The 2,071-nt window shown below is 46.1% G+C and carries 3 protein-coding genes; all 3 read left to right on the top strand.

All coding sequences use genetic code 11. The annotated features are described in order from the left end of the window. On the top strand, positions 1–691 hold a 691-nt coding region (locus tag LQR33_RS23690), incomplete at its 5' end, for an RHS repeat-associated core domain-containing protein (protein ID WP_231470695.1). Between the two features lie 2 nt (positions 692–693). Continuing rightward, positions 694–1,224 carry an SMI1/KNR4 family protein gene (locus LQR33_RS23685; protein WP_231470693.1) on the top strand — a complete coding sequence of 177 codons (531 nt, stop codon included), beginning with the start codon at positions 694–696 and terminating at the stop codon, positions 1,222–1,224. Positions 1,225–1,681: 457 nt separating this feature from the next. Continuing rightward, a complete protein-coding gene (locus tag LQR33_RS23680) occupies positions 1,682–2,023 on the top strand; it encodes a helix-turn-helix domain-containing protein (protein ID WP_043619447.1) in 342 nt (113 codons plus the stop codon). Positions 2,024–2,071: the final 48 nt, after the last annotated feature.

The following is a 2,071-nucleotide window of genomic DNA, read 5'->3' as shown; positions in this document are numbered from 1 at the left end:
CCAGGCCTGGGGCCAGGCGCGTGAAGTCATCGCCGACGCCGCAGGCAAAGCCGGCATCCGCAACCCATTCCGCTTCCAGGGGCAGTATCATGACGACGAGTCCGGGCTGCACTACAACCGTTATCGTTACTACGATCCGGAGATCGGGCGGTTTATTTCGCGGGATCCGATTGGGTTATTTGGCGGAGAAAATAACTATGAGTATGGTCCTGACCCAATTCAATGGATAGACCCATATGGACTTAAAAAACTAAAACCAGGTGCTCAATATGAAACGCACTCCAACAGAACATCCGTGGATAAGGTTAATGGCAGAATGCCAATTAACTCCTGCTATGCTGGCAAAACCATGCCATTACAGGACCTCCCAGACAGCCTTAAAAAGAAATACCCAGGAGTTGTAGGGAAATATCCACACGGGGTGCCATTCAACATGAAAGGCTTCCCAGACTTTTCAAGATATGCTGTTAAAAATGTGAATGTTGGTGGGTTCACAACAGACAGTGCTGATTTTAAACGAGCAAATGAAGCTGCATTCGGAAAAGGAAATCCATTTGGTGACAAAGCACCTCCAGGAATGGTGTGGCACCATAATCCGCAAAGTGGGAAACTGCAGCTACTACCAGCAGACATACATGATGTCGTAAAACATACTGGCGGTGCCGCAATTTGCGGAACCAGAAAGAGATAAATATGAAATACCTCCAATTAGGAACCAGTCCACAAGAGATTGAATTTCTATTAAAACATGGCGTAAAGTATGACAAAAGAACAAAAAAACAATTACTCGCCGCTTATGAATATCAAGAAAAGCCGACTCGATCAGAAATTGAATCCTATTCAAAAAATATAGGAATAAAATTCCCAGAAGATTATTTGGATTTTTTAACTACACAGAACGGTGGAAAACCTGATCCAAGTTCAGTGAAAGTTGGAGCTAAAAAAAAATCTATACAGTATTTATATGCATTCAAGAATCCTATGGAATCTTGCACACTTGACTATGCGATCACTATTTTCAATGGGCGTATTCCCCAAGGATTCATACCAATAGCGCACGAAAGCAGTGGTAGCTTATTAATAATGAACTGCACCGTTGACGGCCTAGGTGAAATATATTTCTGGGATCACAACAACGAAGCAGACAATTCGATATCACCTTACTTTGGGAATATGAAAAAAATTGCTCAAAGCTTCACTGAGCTAGAGAAAATTTTCATGTGAGATTGTACAAATATCGACAGCTATTCCTACATAGCTTTAAAATCCCGACGTCCAAACCCGAGTAAAAGCCTGTCAGCCTCATCAGGGAAACAGGCTTTTCTCATATCTGTATCAGATATTCACTACCCCCTCCCCCTCGCATAGAGGGCAATCAATCCTCACCTTGGGATCACCTTGGCATACGGGACAGTACGCTGGATGCTTCTCCGTCGCAAAAGCCAAGTCGCAAGGAACTTCCCCACTACCGTTACACTCCGGACATTTCATCTTCGTCATCGCGATACCTCCATCGATAAGAACAAGTCTCATGGACACGCATCAACTTTTCTTCCCCGCCCTCATCGCAAGATCAACTCATCATGCCGATTACCAACTTATAAAGTTGAGTATCAACCCTGACGGTCCTTCATGTCAATGGGGTGCCATTCGACCATATAGGTCGAATGGAGGACACTAGATGCAGAACGAAGACGCGCTCGCTAAGTCGGTTGGCAAAGCCATTGCCAAACGCCGGACATCTATCGGGCTCAAACAGGAGGAGGTGGCAGAAAAGCTTGGAATTGGCTTGGAAGCCATGTCTAGGATGGAGCGTGGAGTGGTCATCCCAACCATCACGCGCATGATGCAGCTGTCGGAAATTTTCGGCTGCTCAACCGCCGATTTGGTACAAGAAGCTAGCTATCGTCCAACAGATCAGGCCATGTATATAACCGATCTGCTGGCCAAACTGGCGGACGAAGATCGCACCATGCTGGTTGGAATGATCGAACAGCTTGTAGCTCGCCTGCAAAAAAGCTAGCCCCGTTCCGCAACGGCCACCAGACCTCCGAAACCGGCTTCGACGGCA

It is taken from the genome of Chromobacterium piscinae, from assembly GCF_021129175.1.
Classification (GTDB): Bacteria; Pseudomonadota; Gammaproteobacteria; order Burkholderiales; family Chromobacteriaceae; genus Chromobacterium; species Chromobacterium piscinae.
This window is presented reverse-complemented; position numbering and strand designations above follow the sequence as displayed.

What these genes read in the sequence shown, in the direction of transcription:
- LQR33_RS23685 (WP_231470693.1), top strand. Translation starts at nt 694, where the DNA reads ATGAAATACCTCCAATTAGGAACCAGTCCACAAGAGATTGAATTTCTA.
- LQR33_RS23680 (WP_043619447.1), top strand. Translation starts at nt 1,682, where the DNA reads ATGCAGAACGAAGACGCGCTCGCTAAGTCGGTTGGCAAAGCCATTGCC.